The organism is Streptomyces sp. NPDC006235 (genome assembly GCF_040613735.1).
In the GTDB taxonomy this organism is placed as follows: domain Bacteria; phylum Actinomycetota; class Actinomycetes; order Streptomycetales; family Streptomycetaceae; genus Streptomyces.
Map to the genome: position 1 here is coordinate 19,415 of NZ_JBEXSR010000050.1, position 18,230 is coordinate 37,644.

The 18,230-nt window shown below is 69.8% G+C and carries 14 protein-coding genes and 2 pseudogenes; 6 read left to right on the forward strand and 10 right to left on the reverse strand.

Annotation, left to right across the window (positions count from 1 at the left end):
• Nucleotides 1-4: 4 nt before the first annotated feature.
• Together ABZ192_RS37550 and ABZ192_RS37555 are read right to left on the reverse strand one after the other, a co-directional pair.
• Nucleotides 5-1,345 (reverse strand): sugar ABC transporter substrate-binding protein, encoded by a 1,341-nt coding sequence (locus ABZ192_RS37550; RefSeq protein WP_356928945.1) that lies wholly within the window; start codon nt 1,343-1,345, stop codon nt 5-7.
• A 101-nt stretch (nt 1,346-1,446) separates the two neighbouring features.
• Complete coding sequence (locus tag ABZ192_RS37555) at nt 1,447-2,469, reverse strand: LacI family DNA-binding transcriptional regulator (RefSeq protein WP_356928946.1); 1,023 nt, start codon at nt 2,467-2,469, stop codon at nt 1,447-1,449.
• 181 nt (nt 2,470-2,650) lie between these two features.
• On the opposite strand from ABZ192_RS37555, the gene ABZ192_RS37560 reads away from it, so the two are divergent.
• A complete protein-coding gene (locus ABZ192_RS37560; protein WP_356928947.1) occupies nt 2,651-4,000 on the forward strand; it encodes a mucin-1 in 1,350 nt (449 codons plus the stop codon).
• Between the two features lie 29 nt (nt 4,001-4,029).
• Nucleotides 4,030-5,361 carry a family 1 glycosylhydrolase gene (locus ABZ192_RS37565; protein ID WP_356928948.1) on the forward strand — a complete coding sequence of 444 codons (1,332 nt, stop codon included), beginning with the start codon at nt 4,030-4,032 and terminating at the stop codon, nt 5,359-5,361.
• Here ABZ192_RS37565 and ABZ192_RS37570 read toward each other — a convergent pair.
• Together ABZ192_RS37570 and ABZ192_RS37575 are read right to left on the reverse strand one after the other, a co-directional pair.
• A pseudogene (locus ABZ192_RS37570) lies at nt 5,245-6,469 on the reverse strand (lipid II flippase MurJ). The gene ABZ192_RS37565 and the pseudogene ABZ192_RS37570 sit on opposite strands and share 117 nt — an antisense overlap.
• Nucleotides 6,470-6,564: 95 nt before the next feature.
• A complete protein-coding gene (locus ABZ192_RS37575) occupies nt 6,565-7,302 on the reverse strand; it encodes a hypothetical protein (RefSeq protein WP_356928949.1) in 738 nt (245 codons plus the stop codon).
• Nucleotides 7,303-7,451: 149 nt separating this feature from the next.
• On the opposite strand from ABZ192_RS37575, the gene ABZ192_RS37580 reads away from it, so the two are divergent.
• A complete protein-coding gene (locus tag ABZ192_RS37580) occupies nt 7,452-8,213 on the forward strand; it encodes a DUF899 domain-containing protein (protein ID WP_356928950.1) in 762 nt (253 codons plus the stop codon).
• A gap of 155 nt (nt 8,214-8,368) precedes the next feature.
• On the opposite strand, the gene ABZ192_RS37585 is transcribed toward ABZ192_RS37580, so the two are convergent.
• Nucleotides 8,369-9,556, reverse strand: a complete 1,188-nt coding sequence (locus ABZ192_RS37585) for an MFS transporter (protein WP_356928951.1) — start codon at nt 9,554-9,556, stop codon at nt 8,369-8,371.
• An 88-nt stretch (nt 9,557-9,644) separates the two neighbouring features.
• Here ABZ192_RS37585 and ABZ192_RS37590 point away from each other — a divergent pair, with 88 nt between their 5' ends.
• A complete protein-coding gene (locus ABZ192_RS37590; RefSeq protein WP_356928952.1) occupies nt 9,645-10,406 on the forward strand; it encodes a DeoR/GlpR family DNA-binding transcription regulator in 762 nt (253 codons plus the stop codon).
• Nucleotides 10,407-10,417: 11 nt separating this feature from the next.
• On the opposite strand, the gene ABZ192_RS37595 is transcribed toward ABZ192_RS37590, so the two are convergent.
• Entirely contained in the window at nt 10,418-11,071 is a 654-nt protein-coding gene (locus ABZ192_RS37595) for an NAD(P)H-binding protein (protein WP_356928953.1), read from the reverse strand.
• An 87-nt stretch (nt 11,072-11,158) separates the two neighbouring features.
• On the opposite strand from ABZ192_RS37595, the pseudogene ABZ192_RS37600 reads away from it, so the two are divergent.
• Both ABZ192_RS37600 and ABZ192_RS37605 read left to right on the forward strand, forming a co-directional pair.
• Nucleotides 11,159-12,157: pseudogene (locus ABZ192_RS37600) on the forward strand (epoxide hydrolase); the annotation flags it as partial.
• Between the two features lie 146 nt (nt 12,158-12,303).
• Entirely contained in the window at nt 12,304-13,023 is a 720-nt protein-coding gene (locus ABZ192_RS37605) for a transporter substrate-binding domain-containing protein (protein WP_356928954.1), read from the forward strand.
• An 87-nt stretch (nt 13,024-13,110) separates the two neighbouring features.
• Here the strand turns inward: ABZ192_RS37605 and ABZ192_RS37610 are convergent, their stop codons facing one another.
• From ABZ192_RS37610 to ABZ192_RS37625, 4 genes are all read right to left on the reverse strand, one after another.
• The gene (locus tag ABZ192_RS37610; RefSeq protein ID WP_356928955.1) at nt 13,111-13,674 is read right to left on the reverse strand and encodes a snapalysin family zinc-dependent metalloprotease; all 564 of its coding nucleotides are present in this window, start codon (nt 13,672-13,674) and stop codon (nt 13,111-13,113) included.
• Between the two features lie 163 nt (nt 13,675-13,837).
• Complete coding sequence (locus ABZ192_RS37615; protein WP_356928956.1) at nt 13,838-14,512, reverse strand: hypothetical protein; 675 nt, start codon at nt 14,510-14,512, stop codon at nt 13,838-13,840.
• A 207-nt stretch (nt 14,513-14,719) separates the two neighbouring features.
• Entirely contained in the window at nt 14,720-15,925 is a 1,206-nt protein-coding gene (locus ABZ192_RS37620; protein WP_356928957.1) for a glycoside hydrolase family 64 protein, read from the reverse strand.
• Between the two features lie 140 nt (nt 15,926-16,065).
• Nucleotides 16,066-18,219, reverse strand: coding sequence for a beta-L-arabinofuranosidase domain-containing protein (locus tag ABZ192_RS37625; protein ID WP_356928958.1), 2,154 nt, complete (start codon nt 18,217-18,219; stop codon nt 16,066-16,068).
• Nucleotides 18,220-18,230: the final 11 nt, after the last annotated feature.

The window sequence follows — 18,230 nt, forward strand, 5'->3', positions numbered from 1 at the left end:
GGTCCTACGGAATCTTGTAGCCGGCGTTGTCGGAGAAGTCCCGGTCGATGGCGCGGGCGGCCTTCGCCAGGGCGCTCTTGGGGTCGGCGCCGCCGTAGACGGAGTTCAGGGCCTCGCTGAACTTGGCGGTGACGGTCGGGTAGCCGGCGGTCACCGGGCGGGTGACGGCGACGCAGGACTTGGTGATGTCGCTGTCACCGCATGGCTTGGCGAGCTGGTCGGCGAAGAGCTGCAGCGGGCCGCCCTGCTTGTACAGGCTGCTCTTGGCGAGCGCGGTCCTGGTGGCGGGCACCGCCCCATTGGCGGTCGTCATGGCGGTGACGTTGGTGTCGTTCAGGAGAGTGTCCAGGAACGTGCCGGCCGCTTTGGCGTTCTTGGTGTCGGCGCCGATGCCCCAGGCCCATGAGCCCTGGCCGGTCTTGGGGCCGTTGCCGAAGTCGGGCAGCGGAAGGACGACGAGGTCGTCACCGAGGGCCTCGCTGTAGGCGGGGTACATCCAGTGGCCGACCCAGCTGAGCGCGACGCGGCCCTTGGCGAAGGCGTTGCCGTCGGTGTTGGGGTCGACGTAGGGCTTCCAGGACTGGAAGGTCTTCAGGGCCGAGGCCACGGCCGGGGTGTCGAGGGCGCCTTCCGCCTTGCCGTCCTTGAGCAGGGAGCCTCCGGCGGACCAGACGATCGGGGCGAAGCCGTAGGTGCCCCACTCCTTGGCGTAGCCGCCGGACTCCTGCAGGTCGACGGTCTTGCCGTCGGGATCCTTGGCCTTCAGCTTCTTGAGCGCGGCGGTGAACTGCTCCGCCGTCCAGGCGTCGGACAGGCCCTTGGGGTACTTCACCCCGGCCGCGTCCAGCAGCTTCTTGTTGCCGTAGATGCCGAGGCCGGAGTCGAACATGCCCAGGCCGTAGTGCTTGCCGCCGACCTCGCCCTGCGCCTTGCTCGCATCGGTGGCGTTGTTCATGGTCTTGGCGGAGACGTACGTGTCGATCGGGGCGAGCTTCTTGTTGTAGACGAAGTTCGCCATGGTCGGGCCGTCGAACTCCATCACGTCCGGCAGTTCGGCGGCGTCGGTGGCGGTGATGGTCTTGGTGTAGTCGGCCTCGGGTATCAGTTTCAGATCGACCTTGATCTTGTTCTGCGAGGAGTTGAAGGTCTTCACCGCGTTCTGCAGCGCGGTGGCCTCGTTCTTCTGGCCCTGGTGGGCCCAGACGCTGATGGTGCCCTTGCCGCTCCCGGCTTCGGCGGAGGCATCGGTACCACCGCCCCCGCCACATGCGGCCAGCGCCAGCAAGGGTGCCAGGGCCAGGCCCGTACAGGCGGTGCGGCGGTACTTTCTGCTGGTCGAACTCATGGCTGTGCCTCCGTGCTGTGGCGAGGGTTCGAAGTGCGGCAGTGCTTCAGGTGTGCGGGGGTGCTTCAGGTGGGTGGGGGTGTGGGGGCTTGGGGGGGGAGTTACTGCGGTCCGCGCGGGCGCGGCGGCGCGGTGGTCTCGCGCAGCACGAGGCGGATGGGCATCTGCACCTGCTCGGCGGGTGGTTCGGCGTCCGGTTCCTCCAACTGCCGCAGCAGCAGCCGGGCGGCCTCGGCGCCCTGCTCGGCGACCGGCTGGGCGACGGTGGTCAGCCCGACCACGTCGGCGAGTTCGTGGTCGTCGAAGCCGACCACGGACACGTCGTCCGGCACCTTCAGCCGGTGGCGGCGCAGGGCGCGCAGGGCGCCCATCGCCATCTCGTCGGACTGCGCGAACACGGCCGTGGGCGGACGCGAGACGGCCAGCAGCTCGGTCATCGCCCGCTCACCGCCCTCGACGGTGTAGTCACCGTCCGCCTCGAGGGCCGCATCGGCCTCGATCCCGGCGTCGGCCAGGACGTCGAGATATGCCTGTCTGCGCTCGACGGGAGTGGTCCAGTGGAGAGGACCACTGGAACCCGAGATCATGCCGATGCGGCGGTGGCCGAGGTTCACCAGATGCCGTACGGCGCTCTCGGTGCCGGCCTTGTCGTCGATGCCGACGACGGTGAAGCCGGGCCGGGTGCCGCCGACGGTGGTGGCCAGCGGCACCCCGAGCGAGCGCAGTGCGGCGGTCTCCTCCTCGTCAGGGATGAGCAGCGACAGCACGGCGTCCACCCGCTTGCGGACCGGGAGTCTGGTGAAGAAACGCTTGCGTGTCTCCGGCGAACCCAGGTTGTACAGCAGGACGTCGTACCCGGCGGCACTGAACACCTGCTCGGCGGCGTCCAGCACGGTGCCGAAGAACCAGCGGCCCACGTACGGGACCACGACGCCGATGGTGAAGGTGCGCCCACTGGCCAGGCTCGCCGCGGAACGTGAGGCCGTGTAGCCGAGTTGCGCGGCGACGGCCGTGATCTGCGCCCGCACTTCCTCGGAGACCCCCGGTCGTCCGCGCAGCGCGCGGGACACGGTGGACGCCGAGACTCCGGCGGCGCGGGCGACATCGGTGATGCTGGCCGTCACAACGCATTCCTCCCGTTGGTTTCACGTCGGTGTGATCTGTGGGTGACGTGACCGTAAACCCGCCCACCTTGTTGCGCAAGCGTTTGCGTTCATATTTACTTGGGCCAGTTTTGAGGAGACCTTTTCGTTATCGAGTATCAGCGCACACGTTTGGGCGCTGTCGAGCCGACAGGAACTGTGGATGCGATACGCCCCGCCCGGCCTCTGCGTGAACGACTTCGCCCTCCTGCGCGACGACGACGGCACGTACGCGGTCCTGCACCTACAGGGCCCCTGGACAGCGGAGTTCGACCACCTGCGGATGGAGACCTCCTACGGCCGGGCCACCTCCACCGACCTGGTCCGCTGGGAGCCGCAGGGCACCGCCTTCGGCAACGGCCTGCCCGGCCGTTTCGACGAGCAGGCGGTGTGGACGATGCATCCGATCCGGCACGGCGACGGAATGGCGATGTTCTACACGGGCGTCCGCGGGCTCACGCCGGGCGGCTGGCCGCTCCAGTCGGTGGGGCTGGCGTACTCCGACCGCACGGACGGCACCGCCTGGCGGCGCCATGGGACCGGCCCGGTCGTCGAGGCGGACCCGCGCTGGTACCGCACCGGTGAACGCATGGGCTGGCGCGACCCGTTCGTCGTACGCGACGACGAGTCGGACGGCTGGGTCATGGCCGTCTGCGCCAGCGACGCCTCCCTCCCGGTCGAGGTCGGCGGCTGCGTCGCCTGGGCCACCTCCGACGACCTGGAGCACTGGACCGTCCACCCACCGCTCCTCTCTCCCGGCGACGTCGACGAACTGGAGTGCCCGGTCCTGGAACGTCTCGATGACGGCTCCTGGCTGCTGCTCGGCTCCATCGGCGCCACCCGCGGCTTCGAGGCATGGACCGCGCCCCGCCTGCGCGGGCCCTGGACCCGGCGCGGCCCCCTCGGCCCGACCGGCGCCTACGCTCCGCGCGTCATCGCCGCGCCCGACGGCTCCCGCGTCGTGCTGCACACCACGCCTCGCCGGGTCGGCCTCAGCGACACCGGTGACCGCTGCCGCGGCATGCTCACCCAGCCGAAGCTCCTGGTCATCCCCGAGGATGCGGCGCCCCGCCTGGAGTGGTGGCCCGGCCTGAACGCCTGGCTCGGCGAGGAGACGGACCGGTCCGCCCTGCACGCGGTCGGCGACGTCGGCATATCCGGCCCCGTCGAGATCACGCTGCGCACCGACACCGCGGACGGCGACCGCCCCGCCCTCGCGGTGGGCTGCGACGGCAAGAACCTCTGGGTCACCGGCCCCGACGGCGGCCGCCTCGGCGAGACCGTCCTGAGCGAACCCGCCACCGCCCTGCGCATCCTCACCGTCGGCGAATACGTCGAGGTCTACGCCGACGGTGTGTTCGCCCTGACCACCTTGTGCTACGCCGGCCGTCCCGCCCCGTGGACGGCCGTCACCGAAGGACGCGAACGCACCATTGCCGTCCGTCCGATCCGGCTGCCCGACCCCCACCGCGACGACGCCTCGGCGATCTGGCCCGGTCCGTCACCGCGCTGATCCGAACTCCCCTCCGGAAAGGCCCAGCCATGCCCGCCGCGCACGTCACCGCCAACGGTCTCCGCTTCCCCGACGGCTTCCTGTGGGGTGCCTCCACCGCCGCCCACCAGATCGAGGGCAACAACGTCAACAGCGACTGGTGGCACATGGAACACGGCGGCGGCTCCATCGCAGAGCCCAGCGGCGACGCGGCCGACAGCTACCACCGGTGGCGCGAGGACATGGACCTGCTCGCCGAACTCGGCTTCACGGACTACCGCTTCAGCATCGAATGGGCCCGCATCGAGCCCGCCCCCGGCCACTTCTCCAAGGCCGAGCTCGCCCACTACCGACGCATGGTCGACGGCGCCCTCGAACGCGGTCTGCGGCCCATGGTCACGCTGCACCACTTCACGGTCCCGCGCTGGTTCGCCGAGTGCGGTGGCTGGACCGCGGACGGGGCGGTGGACCTGTTCGAGCGGTACGTGCGGGCGACCGCGCCAGTCATCGGCGCCGGCGTACGCCACGTGTGCACCATCAACGAGCCCAACATGATCGCGGTCGCCGGCGCCGTCCGCGACCTGGGCACCGAAGCACCCCCCACGGCAGGGCTCGTACTGCCCGACAAGGCCACCACCGACGCCCTGATCCAGGCGCACCACCGTGCGACGGCCGCCGTCAAGGCGATCTCCGCCGACATCCAGGCCGGATGGTCCGTCGCCAACCAGGTCTACCAGGCCCTGCCCGGCGCCGAGGCCGCCACCGCGGCCTACAGCCACCCCCGGGAAGACGTCTTCATCGAAGCCGCCCGCGACGACGACTGGGTCGGCGTCCAGTCCTACACCCGCACCAGGGTCGGCACCGACGGCACCGTCCCCGCCCCCGACGACGCCGAACGCACCCTCACCGGCTGGGAGTACTACCCCCGGGCGGTCGGCTACGCCCTGCGCCACACCGCCGAGATCGTCGGCGACGTCCCCCTGATCGTCACCGAGAACGGCATCGCCACCGGCGACGACAGCCGCCGCATCGCCTACACCACCGGAGCGCTCCAGGAAGTCTCCGCCGCCCTGGAGGACGGCCTCGACGTACGTGGCTACCTCCACTGGAGCGCCCTCGACAACTACGAGTGGGGCTCCTACAAACCCACCTTCGGCCTCATCTCCGTCGATCCCGACACCTTCGCACGCACCCCCAGGCCCTCCGCGGCCTGGCTCGGCGGACTGGCCCGAACCGGGGTTCTCCCCCGAGCCGCCTCCTGGGATTCACCCCAGCCCCGGCAGGCTGCGCAGCTCCTGGATCCGCAGGAGTCGTGCAAGGAGCAGGAACAGCAGGACCATGGCGGTGCCGCCCGCAGCGAGGGACAGGGCGGGCGTCCATGAGACTGATGTCAGACTCTGGCTGCAGGAGCGGGCGATGAGCCACCCGGCGGACCCGGCGGCGGTGGCGGCCGTGGTGAGTTTCGCGTAGGTGCGGCAGATCCGCCGGCCGTCGAGGAGACCCTCCGTGCGTCGCCGCAGGCGCAAGGCGGTCAGCAGCAGGCCGACCGCGTAGGACAGGGCGTAGGCGGCGGCCATCCCCGTGACCGCCCAGCGCGGGGACAGCAGGAAGTGGCAGGCCGTGGCGAGCGCGACGTTGATGCCGCTGATCCGCAGCGCGCGGGACAGGTCGGCGCGCAGGTCGTCGACACGGTGCTCCGTCACTGCCCGGCTCATGCGCGGGAGCAGCGCTGTCACGAGGGAGACCGTCACGATCGACTGGGGCAGCATCCAGATCTGCTGGGCGTAGCTGTAGGCGGTGTAGCCGACGCCGTCGTGCGGCAGAGCGGCGTCGGCTCAGGAGGCCAGGCGGGTGACCACCGTGCTCGCCACGAGGTTGACCAGCACGAACAGCAGGGTCCAGCGGGCCGCGTTCACACTCTTGCGCAGGCCGGTGCCGCGCCAGTCGAAGCGTGGCAGTCTGACCTGGACGTCGGTGATGCCCGAGACCCGCTCGGGGGCGGTCATCAGCCGAGGTAGAGGCCGAACATGGCGATCAGCACGAGTTGTTGAGGACCGGGGTCCACATCATCGCGCCGAACCGGTTCCGGGCATTGAGGACTTGACCGAAGATGCTGAACACACCGTAGAAGAAGATCCGCGGGAGCAGGAAGCGGGCGAAGGTCACGGTCAGCTCGAACGCGTCGTGCGTGGCGGGTGTGTCGTGCTGGTACACGCTGATGATCGCAGGGGCGGCCCACGTGGCCAGCGCGGTTCCCGCGCCGAGGACGCACAACACCAGGGTGACCGGGCGCTGTTCGTAGGCGGCGCCGCCGTCGGGATCTCCCGCGTTGGCCCGGTTGTAGGTGGTGGCCGGCAGTCCGGTGCCCAGCGCGGCCGCTTGCAGCATCTGCCGTATCAGCCCGGTGGCACGCGAGACCACGGTGCCCGCCGCCATCAGCGCCGACGAACGCAGCAGTCCGCCCTCGCCTTTCGCCTTGTGGGGGGGCAGCGTGCCTCCGTTTCGTGGACCGCTGTAATCGCTCGGACGACGTCTCCTCGATCATGGGCACAAATCCACGACCCAGAGCCCTCTGGCCCGGCCCCTCAAGGGCTGCTGGCGGGTGGGACGTGGATCGCGTCGGCCTGTCCGGAGCGGCTGGACTGGCTGGGCGTCCCCGAATTGAGAAGGGCGACGATTCCCCGGGCGCCGTACGACGAAGTCGTCAGCCGGGCCCACGAACCGTCGCTGAAGGAGATCTTGAAGTCGGACTCGGCCATGCTGAACGGTTTGATCTCCGCGCCGGCGATGTCCTCCCGGGGCACTGACCAGAGGACGGCCTCGGATCCCGGAACCTTCTCGCCGCCGCCCCATGAAACGAACCGACTGCCACGCGCCGTGTCCTCGTACGACAGGATGCGCACCAGCCCTTGCGACTCCGCCAGTTCCATCTCGGTCACCATGCGCCAGGGCCGCCGGGAGGGATCGAGCTGCCAGGGCAGCGTACGAGCCGTCTCGCCGACGCCCGCCCACATGACGGGGAAGTCGTCGACCTCGTTCTCACGCTCCTCCAGCTTCCCGCGCTTCTCGCGCGACGCGGGGCTGCCGAGGGCGTCGGCGATGATGTGGAGCGGCAGCATCAGGAGCCCGGTGACGACGGTCTGGACGTGCCGGCCGAGCTTGCCGAAGAACCCCCGCACCGCGAAGGTCCGGCCGGGAGGCCAGCCGGGCAGATCGGGCTCGATGTCGTTGCGCTCGTGATCGCGGAACGAGCGCCGCTTCGCCACCGAGGCGGCGGTACCACTCGCGAACTCGACCCGGTAGCGCTCCGGTTCCTGGTGCATGACCTTCCTTCCCCGCCACTCTGGCGGGGCCCACTATGCCAAGTGAGGGGACTGGTCTTGTGTCCGGGACATCCGTGGAGCCGTAGGTGTGTTGCGGCCGAGGGGCCCTCGAACGATGAGTTCTCGCGGGCTGCCGGGTCAGTACCGGCATGACTGCAAAGAACACGCCGCCTGTCGTCTCCCGTGTGGAGTGGCTGGCCGCGATCGACACCCTTCGTACCCGGGAGAAGGCGCACACCCGGGAAGGCGACGAGATCGCCGCCGCCCGGCGCCGTCTGCCCATGACCGAGGTGGACCCCTCGGCCCCGCTCGTCGGAGGCAAGGGTCCCGTCCCCTTGATCGACGTCTTCGAGGGCCGCACCCAGCTGTTCGTCTCCTACCACATGTGGCATGACGGCCGCTCCGCCGCCGAGCAGTGTGAGGGCTGCACCTTCTTCACCGGCCAGGTCCGCGAACTGTCCTATCTGCACCAACGTGATGTCACGTTCGCCGTCTTCTGCCAGGGGCCGTACGAGGAGTCGGACCGCTACCGCCGATTCATGGGCTGGGACCTGCCCTGGTACTCCGTGCCCGCCGAGTCGCACGAGCGGCTCGTCGCAGGTCGCCACTTCGGAATGAAGGCGTGCTATCTCCGCGACGGGGACCGTGTCTACGAGACGTACTGGACCACCGGCCGTGGCGTCGAACCCATGGCACCGTCCTACGGCATCCTGGACATGACTGTCTACGGGCGGCAGGAGACCTGGGAGGACTGCCCGCCTGGCTGGCCGCAGCCGTACGAGACCCGCGGTCAGCAGTTCCGAAAGGACGGGCGGCCGACCGCGCAATGGGCACGGATCGCCGCCGGGCACGACGACGGCATCCACGACGGCGGACAGGCCGGCACGGGCAGTTCGGGCTGCTGCTCCTGAAGCCGTCGGCGGAGTAGCAGGTGGTGGGGGCTGCGCTCCCGGCGCCCGCCTGGCTGGAGGGCCGGGCGGGCGGCCGGAGGCATGTGGCTTCCAGGTCCTGTCCCCTCACCCTTGCGCCCACAGCACCATCGAGGAGGAAGCGCCGCGCAGGTGGGTCAGGAGGTCAGCTCGACGGTGCGCGGACGGTCCGGAGAGGGGCGCAGGATGCCGGCCGCCGCGGCGGCGGTCGCGCAGAACAGGGCGAGCAGCAGGAAGGTGTGATTGAGCGCCATGAGATGGGTCATCCAGCCGATGACGGCGGGACCTGCGAGCATGCCGATGTACCCGAGTCCGGCGACCCGGGAGACGTTGGTGCCCGCGGCTGCGGGGTCGGCGTGTCCTGCGGCGCTGAAGAGCTGCGGGATGCACCCGGACAGACCCAGGCCGAACAGCGCCCAGCCGGTCAGCGCCGCCCAGATCCAGGGCGACAGGGCCACGACCGTGATGCCGACGGCGGCCAGGGCCGCGCCGTACCGCAGGACGGCGACCGGGCCGAACCGCGCGGATATCCGGTCCGCCAGGAGCCTGCCGACGGTCATGGTGGCCGCGTAGGTCCCGTAGGCGAAGGCGGCGGTGCTTTCGGGCGCGTCCAGGACGGACTGGAGGTGGAGGACGCTCCAGTCGTTGGCGGCTCCCTCGCACAGCATGACCAGCAGAGCCAGGACGGCCAGGAGCCAGATCCGGGCGGGGACAGCCCGCTTCTTCCCTTCGGGCTCCCCCTCGGCATCGGCCACCGGGGTGGCCGGCACGGTGGGCAGGAGACCGCGAGCCGACAGCAGGGCGATGATGACGCCGAGGCCTGCGGCGGTGCCCAAAGTCGTGGCCGGGCCCCAGCCGATGCCGATCGCCGCGGCACCGGCGAGCGCGGCCAGGACACCGCCGACGGAGAACGTGGCGTGGAAGGCCGACATGACGGGTCGCCCGTACGCCTTCTCCACCTGCACGGCATGCGCGTTCATGCTGACGTCGAGGGTGCCGTTCCCGAATCCGAAGAGCAGGAGGGCCGCTCCGAGGGCCCACGATTCCCGGGCCAGACCGGGCAGTACCAGGGTCGCGCTGCACAGCACTCCGGCCAGGGGGACGACGGCGCGTGTGCCGAGCCGGTCGGACAGACGCCCGCCGACCTGCATGCCGGCGAAGGCCCCGGCACCCAGCAGCACGAGGAACCCGCCCAGGGCCGCGTGGCTGATGCCCACGCGTTCCTCGATGGCCGGGATCTGCACCACCCACATGCCCAGCAACGTGCCATTGAGTACGAAATAGACAAACGTCACGACGCGAGATGCGCGCAGCACTCTTTCCATGCGGACACCTTAACGAACAGATTGACTGTTCGAAACCGCACACTGCGAACAGGTGCACTGTTCGGTCGGAGTGGTGTTGAATCGCGGTATGAGCACCAGTGAGCGTCACCGACTGATCGCCCAAGCCGTACAGGAGGCAGGAACGGCCACAGTCACCGAACTCGCCGATCTGACCGGTGCCTCGGAGATGACCATCCGCCGCGATCTGGACCACTTGGCGTCGCAAGGCGTCCTCGAACGGTTCCGCGGCGGCGCGCGCACCCTGCTCCTGCGCGGAGACGAACCTCCCTTCGCGCTGCGCGCCCACGAAGCCATGGACGCCAAGCGCCGGATCGCGGCGGAGGTGGCCTCACTCATCTCCGACGGCGAGACCGTCCTGCTCGACAGCGGCACGACCTGTCTGGAGGTCGCACGCCTGCTGCACGGACGGCAGGTCACCGTCATGCCCCTGTCGCTGCAGGCGATCGGCATCCTCAGTGACGCCCCCGAACCGACCTCACTCCTGGTGCCCGGGGGCCGGCCTCGCGCCGGCGAGGGGGCCCTCATCGGGCCCCTCACCCTCACCTCACTGTCGGCGCTGCGCTTCGACACCGCAGTCCTGGGCTGCTGCGGCTTGGCCGCCAGTGACGGCATGACCGCCTACGACCTCGACGAAGCAGCGGTGAAGAAGGCCGTCATCGCCTCGGCACGCCGCATCATCGCCGCTGCCGACGGCAGCAAACTCGGCCGCACCACCCAGGCCTACGTCGGCCCCTCCGCCCTGGTGCACGTCCTCGTCACCGACACCACCGCGCCCGCCGACGAAACCACCGCACTCGAGAGCAACGGCACCACTGTCAAAATCGTCTGACCGGGCCGCCTTCAGGAGCGGACGTTCGCCCGGACCGCCTCTTCGATGGGTGTCGAGCCCGTGTTGAGTTCGAGGATCTGCCGGCCGATCCGGGGCTCGTGGAGCAGTTCGGCGAGGGTGGCGGCGACGTCGTCGCGCGCGATCTCGCCGTGGAGTTCGGCCGGTCCGAGGGACACGGTGCCGGTTCCCGGACCGTCGAGAAGGAGTGAGGGGCGCAGGATCAGCCAATTCAGATCACTGCGGCTGAGCTCGACGTCTGCACGCTTCTTCACGGCGAAGTAGTACTCGACCTCCTCGCCGAGATCCCGTTCCCGCCATGATTCCGGGAGCACCGACACCAGCACGAAGCGTTCCACACCGGCGAGGCGTGCGGCCTTGATCGCTTTGACGACCCCATCCCCGTCGACGGCTTTCGTGACCTCCCTGCTACCGCCGTTCGATCCGGCACTGAAGACGACCACGTCCACGTCGCCGAATGCTGTCGCCAGTTGTTCGGGGGACATGCTCGAGAGATCGCCGACTCGTGCGTTCACGCCCCGTGTTGCGAGTTCGGCCCGCTGGTCGTCCCGGCGAACGAGCCCGTGGACGGCGTCTCCTCGACTGCTCAGTTTCTGCGCGAGCAGGCTACCGATACCGCCGGTGATGCCGATGATGAAGACGTCCACGCCGGATGCTCCGATCTCTCGATGTCATTTTGTGGCTCCGTAGTCGGACCGGTGCCTGAATGATCAGCGATCCGCATCGAGGCGGGTATTCCAGGTAAGGAACCACGGCATGACCACCCGCGCGCCTTCCCTCCGGAGCGCACCTCGATCCATGTGTCCGACGAGGTCCTCGATGACCTGCGCGTCCGTCTCGCGCTGGCCCGTCCCCCGCTGGACGAGGGGAATGAGGACTGGTCCTACGGCGTCCCGGACAGCTGTCTGCGTGAGCTGGTCGCCTACTGGCGGGACGGTTACGACTGGCGCGCGGCCGAGGACGCCATCAACGCCCACGCGCACTACGAGGTGAGCGTCGCCGGTGTCCCGGTGCACTTCATGCGCAAGCCCGGCCGCGGCCCCCGTCCGATCCCGTTGATCCTCACCCACGGCTGGCCGTGGACGTTCTGGCACTGGTCGAAGGTGATCGACCCGCTCGCCGACCCGGCCGCGTTCGGCGGTGACCCCGCCGACGCGTTCGACGTCATCGTGCCGTCCCTGCCCGGCTTCGGCTTCCCCGGCCCGCTCACCGGCTTTCCGGACGTCAACTTCCGGAAGGTCTCCGACCTCTGGCTCACCCTGATGACCGAGACCCTGGGATACGAGAAGTACGCCGCCTGGGGCTGCGACATCGGCGGAATCGTCTCCGGCCAGCTCGGCCACAAGTACACCGACGAGCTGTACGGCATCCACATCGGCTCCGGGCTGCCGCTCGACTTCTTCAACGGTCCCCGCGCCTGGGACTTCTCCCGGCATCGGCCCCTCACCGACGACCAGCCCGCCGACGTCCGTGCCCCCGTCATCGAGCTGGACCACCGCTGGGCGTCCCACCTCGCCGTGCACATGCTCGACGGCGCCACCCTCGCCCACGGGCTGAGCGACTCACCCACCGGACTGCTCGCCTGGCTGCTGCAACGCTGGAACGCCTGGAGCGACAACGGCGGCGACCTCGCATCCGTCTTCACCAAGGACGACCTGCTCACCCACGCCACGATCTACTGGGTGAACAACTCCATCGCCACGTCGATGCGTTACTACGCCAACGCCAACCGCATCTTCCCGGTGTTCCTCGGCGGCGGGCCACGCCTCTTCGACGACGGCCGTCCCGCAGGGCAGTGGACGGGTCCGGCAGGCCGTCCGGTCAGCGCCTCAGCAGCGCTCCCGGCCTGGCCGTCGGACCAGGCACCTACACTCGCGGCATGGCCCTTCCCTCTCTCGCCGCCGACCTCGCGCCCACGGGTGTCCTGCGCGCCTCCATCAACCTCGGCAATCCCGTCCTCGCCCAAGGGACACCGCAAGCGCCCAGCGGCATCACCGTCGATCTCGCCCGGGAGATCGCGGCCCGGCTCGGGGTGCCCGTGGAGTTCCTCTGCTTCGACGCCGCGCGGGCCTCGTTCGAGGCGATGGCCGGTGGACGGGCCGATGTCTGCTTCCTCGCGATCGAGCCCGCCCGCGAGACGGAGGTCGCCTTCACCGCCCCGTACGTGCTCATCGAGGGCGTGTACGCCGTGCCCAGGGAGTCCCGTCTGAAGACGCCCGAGGACGTCGACGCGCCGGGCATCCGCATCGGAGTGAAAGCCGGATCCGCCTACGACCTCTACCTCACCCGAACCCTGCGCCACGCCACCCTGGTTCGCGGCCACGAGGGCGTCGACACCTTCGCCGCGCACCACCTCGAGGCAGGTGCGGGCATCCGGCAGCCGATGACCGCCTACGCCGAAGCACACCCCGAAGTGCGGCTGATCGAGAAGGAGTTCATGGAGATCCGCCAAGCCGTCGGCACCACCACCACTCGGCGGCCCGAGACCGTACGTTTCCTCCGGGAGCTGGTCGAGGAGCTCAAGAGCGACGGTTTCGTCGCCGCCTCATTGCGCCGCGCGGGCCAGCCCGAAACCCTCGCGGCACCGGCCGCGCTGTGACACCGCCCTCCTCGTGGCGCTCGACCGCGGCGGGGACGGAGGGGGCGACGAGGCGGCACTGACCCGTGCCGCCTCGTGGAGACCGTGTCAGTCCACGATCACCTCGGTGCGCGCCGCCGGGGCCCGCCCGGCGAGTGCGCCGCTGAAGTTCTCCTCGACCTCCGTCTTCTCCGCCGCGTTCGGATACGGGTTCGTGCACGCGGTGCCCGCGGTGGAGCCGGACATGAGGCTCGAGCACGGTCCGGGCTTGCGGTCGGGCAGGCCGAGGATGTGCCCGAGTTCATGGGCGGAGATGCGGATCGTGTCGTAGCCCTGACTGACGGCCTGGCGCCCTATGTAGACGGTTCCGTTGCCGAGGGTGGTGGGCAGGGCGCGCGGCCAGCCGTTGTCCGCCAGGACGCGGATGTTCGCACGTTGCCCGGCGGCGGCCGGCCGCAGCTCGACGGCGTCGACACTCTCGTTCCAGATCGCCGCGCCCCGGTCGACCGCGCTCTTGAACTCCGCGGAGCCGCCGGCGTCGTAGAGGAGGACACGGGCGGCCAGGGGGGCGTCCTCCGCGTCGGGGGGAGCGGCCACGGCCTGGCCACCCGTCAGGGACACGGACAACACCAGGGCAGCGGCCAGGCCGCCGGTGAGCGTACGGACGTACATGATCGACCTCCTTGTGGGGGAAGGGCAGTCGCGCAGTCGTGCTCATGACATTCCCTGGCTCACTGCCCCGCGGGCAGGGAGGTGAATCCGTCAATCGCGTCCGTGGTCCGAACAGCGGGGGGTGCGGGCCGGGCTCCGGCCGGACCGGCCGGCCGGAGCGCGCTCAGGCCTCTTGAGTGAAGAGCTTGCCCCGGGTGGAACCCGTGGAGCACAGCTTCTTTTCCTCGGCCGTCATCTTGCGTGACTTGACCACGATCGCGCTGTGCTTGCCGTCCGTGCCGTTCGGGGCCGGGCCGGTGACCACGTCGGGGACGAACCAGTAGTAGTGGCCCCACTTGGGGTCGTCGTAGTGGGTCTGCCACGTCCCGGTTATCTGCTGCATCACCTGCGCGCGGGAGATCCAGCCGACTTCTCCGGGCTTCACGTTCACGGTGAAGGAACTCGTCTCGGTGTGCGAGCTCTGCCACGTGTAGTTGTACGTCGCGGTCACGCTGGCCGTGATGATGCCTTCGATGCCCCCGCCCGCCGTGACCGAGCCGCCCACCGAGTGGGAGGAGCCCACCGTGTCGGCCCAGGACATCGACTGGGAGGCGGGCGAGTCGGTGCAGTTGTAGAGGAGTTCGGAGACCTGGCGCGGCTCACCGAGGTACGCCCGGCCGAGCTGCGGGGAGTTGAAGGTGCACTTGCCTTCCCCGGACGCGCAGTCGGCCATGATCTGCTCGGCGGTGGGCTGTTCCTCGGCCGCTGCGGGGACCGCCGTCGCGATCACTCCGAGCGCGGTCGCCGTCAGCGCCAGCGTGCGGCTGCCGTAGCGCACTGTGCGGTTCTTCGTCGTCATGGTTGGTGCCTCTCACCCTTGCATGGGGGGACAGTGACGACACCCCCCTGGTGCAGGAGGGTGTTCAGTCACCGCCTGGTGCCCATGAGGCTCACGTAAACCGCAGTCCATCTACACCAAGGAAAAGCAAAGTTGTAATTGATTTCCAGAAATGATGAAGAGTCAACAGTGCGGCGGCGAGCGGGAGTTGGGCAGCAGGAGCCCAGGTCAGTTGAGGGGGTCGAGGGTGAGGTAGGCCTGACGCGGGTTGCCGTCGTGCACGAGGGACTCGTGGTGGCCCACGTCGTCGAACGCGAAGGCGTACGCCTTTCCGTCGGCCATCTGGGCGTGGATCTTGCGGGCGTAGTGGTTGGTGACGACGTCCTTGTAGAAGGCGTCGGCACTCGAGTCGGGCTGCTGGGGGTTGACCAGCAGGGTGGAGCGGTTGAAGCCGGCGCACAGGGTGCGGGAGATCGGGCCGCGGACCTGGTCGTTCGGCGCGTCGAGCCGCCCGTGGCAGCCGAAGACGGAGGAGGCGTCCGGCTTCTGGAAGCTGGTGACGGTGGCGCCCGCGTTGTTGGTGAAGTTCATGACGCCGCCGGACACCCGTCCGTAGTACTTGGTGCCCGGCTGGTCGGCGAACGGGGTGACCGTGAGGGTCGAGGTGGAGTACTTCTGCCAGACACGGTTGATGTAGTCCTCCATGACGCTGGTCGGCAGCGCGCCGGTCTCCAGCCCGTACAGCGGGGACAGGGCGCGCAGTACGGTGCCGTCGGCGCGGGTCTGGATCAGGTTGGCCCAGCCTCCGGGCTGCCCTCTGAGGGCGTTGAAGAAGCCGTTGTAGCCGCCGGGCTTGAGCCGGCCGGTGTTCGCGGTGGTTCCGTCGGACCGCTGCACTCCGACCGCGTACGGTGCGGAGAACATGTCGACCTGTGTGCTGTTGATCCACAGGCCCGCGTCGTTGAGTGTGTACTCCGACCAGTTGAACAGGATGTTCCGGTTGGGGTCGGACGGATTCTGCACGGCGGGCTGGACCAGGCCGCCGGTGGTGAGCTTGAACACCAGTTTCTGGCCGTAGGAGAAGTAGACGCGGCCGGAGAACTTCGGCATGCGGATCGTGGTCGACTGGCCCGCCGCCGGGCCGGGGATCGACGCGTCGGGGGCGGGAGTCGGCGGGTTGCCACCGGCCGGCCAGGGGTGGAACGTGCCGTTGGCGTCGGCCCAGCCCTGCCGTCCGGTCGACAGGTCGGTGCCGAGGTTGTAGATGTACACCTGCTCGCCGCGGGCCGAGTTGTTGGTGATCTTCAGGGGAATCGTCGCCGGGACGGCGGCGTGGGCCGTTGTTCCCGCTCCGGTGGCGAGGAGGGAGCCGGTCAGGGCGGCGGCGAGGGCCAGCCCGACAGCCCTGAGGCGGCGTCTGAGCGTGCGTGACATGCTCTGTCTCCGTTCGACGTGGGGCCGATCCGGGAAGGGGTGAGAGCGCTCTCAGAGCGTGCCCCGTTGGTCCGGACCTGTCAATGAGCCGGTACGGACGGGGAGGTGCGCCTCCCCGCCCAAGCAGCCCCGGACAGCGGTCAGCGGCGCAGGTCCGCCTGGTTCGCCGCCGCGATGACGGCGTCGTGTTCGGCGCGGGTCAACAGGTTCTCGGCCAGCCAGCGGCCCGCGAGGGTGCGTACGGCGCCAACGAAGTGCGCGGAGGCCGGGAAGGGAGCCTGCTGCCACAGGACGTCGAGGAAGGTCCGGCCGTCGGCGCGGGCGTGGTTCGGCACGCCCGAGTCGGAGGTGCCGAACACGATGACGGGTTCGGAGCGGGTGAAGTAGGCGTGGTAGGGGGCGTCGTCGCCGATGTGGAAGGGGGCGAGGGTCAGGTCGTGCGTGGTGAAGTGCAGGGGGCGGCCCGTGGGTCTGATCGCGTCGGCCAGGTCTCCGCGGAGGGTGAAGTCCTGGTAGAAGGAGAAGGTGCGGAACTGCTGTTCGGCGCTCCGGGCGGTCAGGAGGAGCGGGCCGTAGAACAGCGACTGGACGTCCGGGTCGTCCAGGGCGCGTTCGATGCGCAGACGGTAGGGCGTCGAGATGCGGACGCGGTCGCCTCGGCGCCAGTTCCTGTTCAGGGTGAGGTAGGTGCCGGGTGCGGCTTCGGCCCGGTGCGGGACTCCGTTGACCGTGACCGTGACACCTGCCGTGGCCCAGGACGGGATGCGGAGTTTGAGGGCGAGCCGGCCGCCGCCCTCGCGGAACGTCAGGGTGCGCACGCCTTCGGCCGGGTAGTGGCTCGTCTGCTCGATGACGAGGCCGCGCTCCGGCCAGCGCAGGGTGGAGGCCAGGTAGAGGTTGACGTACAGGGCGTTGCCGTCGGCGGAGCGGAAGTAGACCGAGTCCTGGTACTTGGTGTGGTTCTCCATGCCGGTGCCGCCGCAGCAGGTGCCGGTGTTGCCGAACCGGCGCTGTACGCCCGGGCCCATGCCGACGAAGTAGGTGACCTCGGGGCTGTCGGTGCTGGGGGCGTCCCGGCGGGAGGCGAGGATGTGGTTCGTCAGGGCCCGCTCGTAGTAGTCCATGTAGGCGGGGTCGGGGTCGTGGAAGAAGAGCTGCCGGCTCAGCTTGAGCATGTTGTACGTCGCGCAGGTCTCGGCGTTCTTGTCGTCGAGGGTGGCCGCGATGGCCTCGCGGGCGCGGAACATCTCGCCCTGCCCGGTGCCGCCCAGGGCGTAGGTGCGGGGGCCCGCGACCATGCCCCAGAAGTTGCGGGCGGCGCCGGCGTACTGCTCCTCCCCCGTGTGGTCGAACAGGCGGAGGTAGCCGGTGAACTGCGGGATGTGCTGGTTGGCGTGTCTGCCCTCCAGGATGTCGCGGTTCTCGGCGCAGGCCTTCAGCAGCGCGGTGTTGTCGAAGCAGCGGGCGGCGGCGAGGTGTTCCTCCCGGCCGGTGAGCGCGTACAGGTCGGTCATGACCTCATTCATGCCGCCGTACTCACCGGCGATGTAGATCGACCACATGCGCTCCAGCTGGGCCTTGGGGAGGTGCCCCAGCCGGCTGTGCACCCAGTCGCCCATCTTCGCGGCGATGGTCAGCGCCTGGGGGTTGCCGGCCAGGGTGTGGGCGTCCAGGAGGCCGCGCATGATCTTGTGGCAGGTGTAGTACGGCGCCCAGATGGTGGGGTACGTCGTGTAGCTCTCCAGGAGGATGAACTGGGTCTCCGGGTAGGCCGCCAGGTAGCCGGGGTGACTGGGCTTCGGGGTGCCGTGTTCGGCGAGGGCCTGCTGGCATTCGCCGAGGGCCGTGACCAGGTGGTCGAGCTTGGACTTGAGCGCTGCCTCGCGTGTGTCGGCGTACGCCTGGGCGACGAGGGTGAGGAAGTGGCCGCCGTAGTGGCCGCGCAGGTTGCCGTCGAACGTCTCCCAGCCGCCCGGCGGTCGTGCGCCGCGTGTGTCGAGTCCGGCGTTGGCGCGGAAGACCGCCAGGATGCGGTCGGCCGGGTACGCGCGGGCGTAGTCGAGCATCAGGTCGCGTTTGGTGCGGAAGACCCCTTCGCCGAGGCTGACTTCGTGCAGGGCGAAGGGCCGCACCGACCAGGCGGGCGGGGCGGGCTGCGCTCCCCCGGCCTTCGCCGTGGAGGTCGCCGGGGCGGCGTGGGCGGCTTGGGCCAGAGGCCCGGAGGACATGAGCGGGGTGGCCGCGGCGCCGGCGGTCAGGCTCAGCACGCGGCGCCGGGTGGGTGGCTGGGACATGGCGCACTCCG

What these genes read in the sequence shown, in the direction of transcription:
- ABZ192_RS37615 (WP_356928956.1), bottom strand. Translation starts at nt 14,512, where the DNA reads ATGACGACGAAGAACCGCACAGTGCGCTACGGCAGCCGCACGCTGGCG.
- ABZ192_RS37625 (WP_356928958.1), bottom strand. Translation starts at nt 18,219, where the DNA reads ATGTCCCAGCCACCCACCCGGCGCCGCGTGCTGAGCCTGACCGCCGGC.
- ABZ192_RS37550 (WP_356928945.1), bottom strand. Translation starts at nt 1,345, where the DNA reads ATGAGTTCGACCAGCAGAAAGTACCGCCGCACCGCCTGTACGGGCCTG.
- ABZ192_RS37575 (WP_356928949.1), bottom strand. Translation starts at nt 7,302, where the DNA reads ATGCACCAGGAACCGGAGCGCTACCGGGTCGAGTTCGCGAGTGGTACC.
- ABZ192_RS37605 (WP_356928954.1), top strand. Translation starts at nt 12,304, where the DNA reads ATGGCCCTTCCCTCTCTCGCCGCCGACCTCGCGCCCACGGGTGTCCTG.
- ABZ192_RS37590 (WP_356928952.1), top strand. Translation starts at nt 9,645, where the DNA reads ATGAGCACCAGTGAGCGTCACCGACTGATCGCCCAAGCCGTACAGGAG.
- ABZ192_RS37565 (WP_356928948.1), top strand. Translation starts at nt 4,030, where the DNA reads ATGCCCGCCGCGCACGTCACCGCCAACGGTCTCCGCTTCCCCGACGGC.
- ABZ192_RS37580 (WP_356928950.1), top strand. Translation starts at nt 7,452, where the DNA reads ATGACTGCAAAGAACACGCCGCCTGTCGTCTCCCGTGTGGAGTGGCTG.
- ABZ192_RS37585 (WP_356928951.1), bottom strand. Translation starts at nt 9,556, where the DNA reads ATGGAAAGAGTGCTGCGCGCATCTCGCGTCGTGACGTTTGTCTATTTC.
- ABZ192_RS37620 (WP_356928957.1), bottom strand. Translation starts at nt 15,925, where the DNA reads ATGTCACGCACGCTCAGACGCCGCCTCAGGGCTGTCGGGCTGGCCCTC.
- ABZ192_RS37610 (WP_356928955.1), bottom strand. Translation starts at nt 13,674, where the DNA reads ATGTACGTCCGTACGCTCACCGGCGGCCTGGCCGCTGCCCTGGTGTTG.
- ABZ192_RS37560 (WP_356928947.1), top strand. Translation starts at nt 2,651, where the DNA reads ATGCGATACGCCCCGCCCGGCCTCTGCGTGAACGACTTCGCCCTCCTG.